Annotated in this window: 5 protein-coding genes; 3 read left to right on the plus strand and 2 right to left on the minus strand. The window is 70.9% G+C overall.

Features of this window, described 5'->3' with window-relative positions; genetic code table 11:
• Positions 1-338: 338 nt before the first annotated feature.
• On the plus strand, positions 339-1388 hold the full coding sequence (locus tag ACFV15_RS47575; RefSeq protein ID WP_378360072.1) for a ferrochelatase: 1050 nt from the start codon (positions 339-341) through the stop codon (positions 1386-1388).
• 20 nt (positions 1389-1408) lie between these two features.
• On the opposite strand, the gene ACFV15_RS47580 is transcribed toward ACFV15_RS47575, so the two are convergent.
• Both ACFV15_RS47580 and ACFV15_RS47585 read right to left on the minus strand, forming a co-directional pair.
• Positions 1409-1618, minus strand: coding sequence for a hypothetical protein (locus ACFV15_RS47580; protein ID WP_378360074.1), 210 nt, complete (start codon positions 1616-1618; stop codon positions 1409-1411).
• A gap of 123 nt (positions 1619-1741) precedes the next feature.
• Positions 1742-2539, minus strand: coding sequence for a hypothetical protein (locus ACFV15_RS47585; RefSeq protein ID WP_378360076.1), 798 nt, complete (start codon positions 2537-2539; stop codon positions 1742-1744).
• A gap of 99 nt (positions 2540-2638) precedes the next feature.
• On the opposite strand from ACFV15_RS47585, the gene ACFV15_RS47590 reads away from it, so the two are divergent.
• Both ACFV15_RS47590 and ACFV15_RS47595 read left to right on the plus strand, forming a co-directional pair.
• Positions 2639-4036, plus strand: a complete 1398-nt coding sequence (locus ACFV15_RS47590; RefSeq protein WP_378360078.1) for a sigma 54-interacting transcriptional regulator — start codon at positions 2639-2641, stop codon at positions 4034-4036.
• Complete coding sequence (locus ACFV15_RS47595; protein ID WP_378360080.1) at positions 4033-5988, plus strand: VWA domain-containing protein; 1956 nt, start codon at positions 4033-4035, stop codon at positions 5986-5988. Before ACFV15_RS47590 ends, ACFV15_RS47595 begins: the two co-directional genes overlap by 4 nt.
• Positions 5989-6027: the final 39 nt, after the last annotated feature.

Raw genomic sequence — 6027 nt, forward strand, 5'->3', positions numbered from 1 at the left:
CGACGCAAATCCTCCACAGTCACCCCGCCGGGACTCCGGCGTGTGGGTTTTGGGTCGTCTAACGCCCCGAAACCCACACACCCTCCGACGATCGGACCCCGCAAGAGCCCATCGTGAAGCGAGGGTGCCCCAGAGTGCGTACTACGCACCCAACGGCCCCCTCGCTTCAAGCCTGCCCGAGGCTTGCGGGCGCCTCGCCGGACTTGGTGAAGGAGTCCCTCACCAGCCAGCCACATTCGGCTTTCCGCCCAATAACCGCCCGCAACGCTCACGACCCCATCGCGACGCTGGGCGACCCCGCCGCCGCGTGTGCGCTGCCACAGCGGCAAGATGGCGGGGTGGGTTATGACGCACTGCTGTGGCTCTCCTTCGGCGGGCCCGAGGGTCCCGACGAGGTCATGCCGTTCCTGGAGAACGTGACGCGCGGACGGGGCGTGCCGCGCGAGCGGCTGCTGGAAGTCGCCGAGCACTATCAGCATTTCGGCGGGGTTTCGCCGATCAACCGGCTCAACCGGGACGCCATCGCCGCCGTCGAGGCGAAGCTCGAGGGCGCCGGGCTCGAGCTGCCGGTCTACTTCGGCAACCGCAACTGGAAGCCGATGGCCGAGGACACCCTCGCCGAGATGGCCGCCGCGGGCGTGCGCCGCGCGCTGGTGTTCCCGACGAGCGCGTACGGCGGGTACTCCGCGTGCCGCCAGTACGACGAGGACATCGTCCGCATCCGCGAAGCCCTCGGTGACAACGCACCCGATCTGGTGAAGCTGCGCCAGTTCTTCGACCACCCCCTCTTCGTCGCCGCCTTCGCCGACGCCGTCAAGGACGCGCTCGTGAAGGTGCCGGGCGCCCGCGTGGTGTTCACCGCCCACTCCGTCCCGACCAGCGCGGACAACGCCGCCGGCCCGCCGTCCGAAGGCGGCAACCGCTACTCGAAGCAGATCCACGAGGCCGCCCGCCTGGTCGCGCTCGAAGCCGGGGTCGCCGAATACGACGTCGTCTGGCAGTCCCGCTCCGGCCCGCCGCAGGTCCCGTGGCTGGAGCCGGACATCGTCGACCACATCGACGCACTCCACGCCGACGGCGTCACCGGCGTCGTCATCTGCCCGGTCGGCTTCGTCTCGGACCACCTCGAGGTCATCTGGGACCTCGACAACGAGGCCGCCGAGCGCGCCGAGGAACACGGCATGGCCTTCGCGCGCGCCGGCACCCCCGACACCGACCCGCGCTTCGCGGAACTGGTCGTCGAACTCATCCGCGAGCACGTCGAGGACGCACCCGCCCGCAAGCTTTCGGGGTTCCCCGCCGCGGGCTGCACCCTCAACGGCGAGCCCTGCGCGATCGCCTGCTGCGAGCCCGTCAAGCGCCCCTCAGCGCCGAATCCGCGCGTGTAGCGCGAAAATCATCGCGGGCGTTACGACTGTTTCCGGTAGCGGTTGAGGTTCACGAAGAACAGCACCACACCCATGACCACGAAGAGCAGCCCCGCCAGCACCTGCGGGGTGTTACCACGGCCCAACGACCCGGCCCAGATCATCAGAAGCCCGACGGGCGGCATGATGACCGGCGGGAGGATGACCTGCCAGAGACGCATGCGAGCCGGGGCACGGCGCGGCTTTTCCATGGCCGACAAGGTAAAGGTGCCGATAATCTCTTGTCTCGCGCATGGCCGGTTACTGCCACGCTCGACATTCGGGTCGTGAGTGTTTTCGCCGGTTAGAACCGGCCGTACCACTCACGACCCCAGTCAGGAGGAGCGGTCCGGCTGCTCCGAGAACACCCGCACGGCCTCGTTCACCGAGGCCACCCGCGCGGTCCGCACCGCGTCGAACAGTGGACGCAACGCCTGGGCGCGCTGAACCGCGGCCGAAGCCGAAAGCGCGCCGCCCGGGTCGTCGATGGACGCGATCGCGAGGATCGCGTCGATCTCCTGGGCGCGCTGCAACACCCGCAGTGAACGGCCCGGCGTTCCGGCGGGCCACTCGCATTGGGGGACCGAGCGCAGCCGTGCCGACAGTTCCGCGCGGACGCCGGGGCGGTCGCTGGCGACGTCGAGTGCCTGCAGAGCTCCGGCGCTCGCCCTGATCGCGTCGGTCATGCCGTGCTCGGCCTCGCCCATGCCGAAGTACTCCAGTGCCGCGGGCGCGGCGAGGGAGAACACGGTCCAGCGCATCAGGCCCTCGGCGACGGGCTCGGGGACGATGCCGAACGCGAGTTCGCTGATGACCACGGCCTCGCCCGCCCGCAGCGCCGCCTCGGCGAACGGACCGCCGCCGCCGAGTCCGCGCACGTCGCCGGGTGCCGGGAGGACCAGGCGGAGGCTCTTCGCGCCGTGGGCGCGCAAGGCCATCAGGAGCTGGACCGGGGTCGCGGCGCGGTTGAAGGCGAGCGGGAGTTCGAAGGCCTCGGCCGCCGCGGGATCGGCGGCGACGACGTCGTGCGCCTCACCCCATGCCCGCAGCGCGTCCAGCACATCGTCGGACGCGGCGGCTCCGTTGAGCCAGGCAGAGGACCACACGGCGAAGGTCGCACTCGTACAGCACACGACGCCCTATTTTACCGGGTCCCGGCTACGGAACTCCCGCCGGTCCGCTGGAGAAGCTCCACGTCGACGACCGGCGAAAACGCAAGTAGCGTCGGGTTCGTGAACCGCGCACCCGAGTCACTCCCGCGCACCGCGGGTGAGCTTCGTTCCGCCGGGCATCTGCCCAAGAGCGTGAAGACCGAGCTCCATGACAACCTGCTCAAAGCATTGAAAGCCGGCGAGGATCCATGGCCGGGCATCGTCGGCTTCGGCCGTACCGTGCTGCCCCAGCTCGAACGCGCGCTGCTCGCCGGGCACGACGTCGTGCTGCTCGGCGAACGTGGCCAGGGCAAGACGCGCCTGCTGCGCACGCTCGCCGGTCTGCTCGACGAGTGGACGCCCGCCATCGAAGGCGCTGAGCTGCACGAACACCCGCTGGCGCCGATCACGCCCGCGTCGATCCGCCGCGCGGCCGAGCTCGGCGACGAGCTGCCGGTGACCTGGATCCACCGAGACGCCCGCTACACCGAGAAGCTCGCGACGCCGGACACCTCCGTCGGTGACCTCATCGGCGACGTCGACCCGGTCAAGGTGGCCGAGGGCCGCAGCCTCGGTGACCCCGAGACGATCCATTTCGGACTGGTGCCGCGTGCGCACCGCGGCATCGTCGCCATCAACGAGCTTCCGGACCTCGCCGAGCGCATCCAGGTCGCGCTGCTGAACGTCATGGAGGAGCGCGACATCCAGGTTCGCGGGTACACCCTGCGGCTGCCGCTGGACGTGCTGCTCGTGTCGACCGCGAACCCCGAGGACTACACCAACCGCGGCCGGATCATCACCCCGCTCAAGGACCGGTTCGGCGCGGAGATCCGCACGCATTACCCGCTCGACGTGGCCGCCGAGGTCGCCGTGGTCCGCCAGGAGGCACACCTGGTGGCCGAGGTCGGCGAGCCGCTGATCGAGGTGCTCGCCCGGTTCGTCCGCAATCTGCGCGAGTCCACCGTGATCGACCAGCGGTCCGGCGTCTCCGCCCGGTTCGCGGTCGCGGCCGCCGAAACGGTGGCGGCGGCGGCGTTGCGCCGATCCGCGCTGACCGGCGAGGAGCCGGCGGTCGCGCGCCCGGTCGACCTCGACTCGGTGCCGTCGGTGCTGCGCGGCAAGATCGAGTTCGAACCCGGCGAGGAAGGCCGCGAGACCGAGCATCTGGTGCACTTGCTGCGCCGCGCGATCGCCGAGACCACACGGCGCCTGTTCGCCGGGCTCGACCTGCGTCCGCTGGCCGACGCGGTCGCCGGCGGGCACCAGGTCGCCACCGGCGAGCGCGTGCCTGGCAAGGACGTGCTGGCCGCGTTGCCGGAGTTGCCGGTGCTGCACGAGGTCGCGCGGCGAGCGGGGGTCAGCGCGACGGACTCGCCGGGCCGCATCGCGTCCGCGGTCGAACTCGCGCTCGAATCCCTTTACCTGGCAAGGAAACTCGCCAAGGACTCGGACGACGCGACCACGGTGTACGGGCCGTGACCGCGGTTCCGGACGGCTACTCGTACGGTCCGTGGCACGACGGTCCCGATCCGCTCGCGCCACCGGCCGACCTGCGCGACGCGCTCGACGAGATCGGCCGTGACGTCATGGCAGGCTCGTCGCCGCGCTCCGCGCTGGAGGAGATGCTCCGCCGCGGCACCCGCGAGACGGCTGGTCTCGACGATCTGACGCGGCGCGTGTGGCAGCGGCGTTCGGAGATCCAGCGCAGGCATTCGCTCGACGGCACGCTGCGCGAGGTCCAGCAGCTGCTGTCCGACGCCCTGACCGCCGAGCGGCGCGAGCTGTTCCCCGACCCGTCCGACGACGCCCGCTTCCGCGAGGCGCAGCTCGACGCGCTGCCCGCGGGCACGGCCGCTGCCGTGCGGGAACTCGGGCAGTACGAGTGGCAGTCGCAGGAGGGCCGCGAGAAGTTCGAGCGCATCCGTGAGCTGCTCGGCCAGGAACTGCTCGACTCGCGCTTCCAGGGCATGAAGCAGGCGATGCAGAACGCGACGCCGGAGGACGTCGAGCGGATCAACGAGATGCTCGCCGACCTCAACGCGCTGCTCGCCGCGCACGCGCAGGGGAGTGCCGACATCCAGGAGCGGTTCGCGGAGTTCATGCGCCGCCATGGTGAGTTCTTCCCGGAGAACCCGAAGAACGTCGACGAGCTGATCGACGTGCTCGCGGCGCGTGCGGCGGCCGCGCAGCGCATGCTCAACTCGATGACCGACGAGCAGCGCATGGAGCTGGCCGCGTTGTCGCAGCAGGCTTTCGGCGACCCACGGCTGGCGCAGCAACTGTCCGCTTTGGACGCTCAGCTGCAAGCACTGCGGCCCGGCGAGGACTGGACGTCTTCGGCGCGTTTCCGCGGCAACGACCCGCTCGGGCTCGGCGAAGGCGCGCAGGCGATGAGCGATCTGGCCGAGCTGGACGCGCTCGCCGAGCAGCTCGCGCAGTCCTATCCCGGCGCGCGGCTGGAAGACATCGACCTCGACGCGCTGGAACGCCAGCTCGGCGACGACGCGTCGGTCGACGCGCGCAGGTTGTCCGAGCTGGAGCGCGAACTCCGCCGCCAAGGCCTGTTCGAACGCGCGCCCGACGGCTCGCTCCGGTTGTCGCCCAAGGCGTTGCGCAGGCTGGGGGAGACCGCGCTCGCCGAGGTGGTCAACTCACTGCGCGGCCGCACCGGCGACCGCGACAGCGAATCCGCGGGCGCCGCCGGCGAGCCGACCGGGTCCTCGAGGCCGTGGCGGTTCGGCGACATGCAGCCGTGGGACGTCTCGCGCACGGTCCGCAACGCGGTGCTGCGCACGGCTTCGACCGGCGAACGCCGGGTCCGGCTGGACTTCGACGATGTCGAGGTGATCGAGACCGAGCACCGGGCACGCGCGGCGGTCGCGCTGTGCGTCGACACGTCGTGGTCGATGGTCCAGGAGGACCGCTGGCTCCCGATGAAACGCACGGCGCTCGCGTTGCACCAGCTGATCACCACCCGCTTCCGCAACGACGCGCTGCAGCTCATCACGTTCGGCCGCTACGCGATGTCCGTGGAGCTGCCGGAGCTGGTCGGCCTCGAAGGCGCGTGGGAGCAGGGAACCAACGCCCACCACGCGCTGCTGCTCGCCGGTCAGCACCTGCGCCGTCATCCCGACGCGCAGCCGGTGGTCCTGATGGTCACCGACGGCGAGCCCACCGCGCACCTGGAGCCCGACGGCGAAGCCGAGTTCTCGTACCCGCCGCTCCCGCGCACGCTCGCCAAGACGCTCTCGGAGGTCGACCGCCTGGCCAAGCTGGGCGCCTCGGTCACCGTCTTCCGCCTGGGCGACGACCCACGCCTCACAGCCTTCGTCGACCTCATCGCCCGCCGCTCCGGTGGCCGTGTGGTCGCCCCGGACCTCGACGGCCTGGGCGCCGCCGTCGTCGGGGATTACCTCCGAACCCGCAGGTAGTGGGTCGTGAGTGGTATGGCCGGTTAGAACCGGCCATAC

The organism is Amycolatopsis sp. NPDC059657, assembly GCF_042734395.1.
Classification (GTDB): domain Bacteria; phylum Actinomycetota; class Actinomycetes; order Mycobacteriales; family Pseudonocardiaceae; genus Amycolatopsis.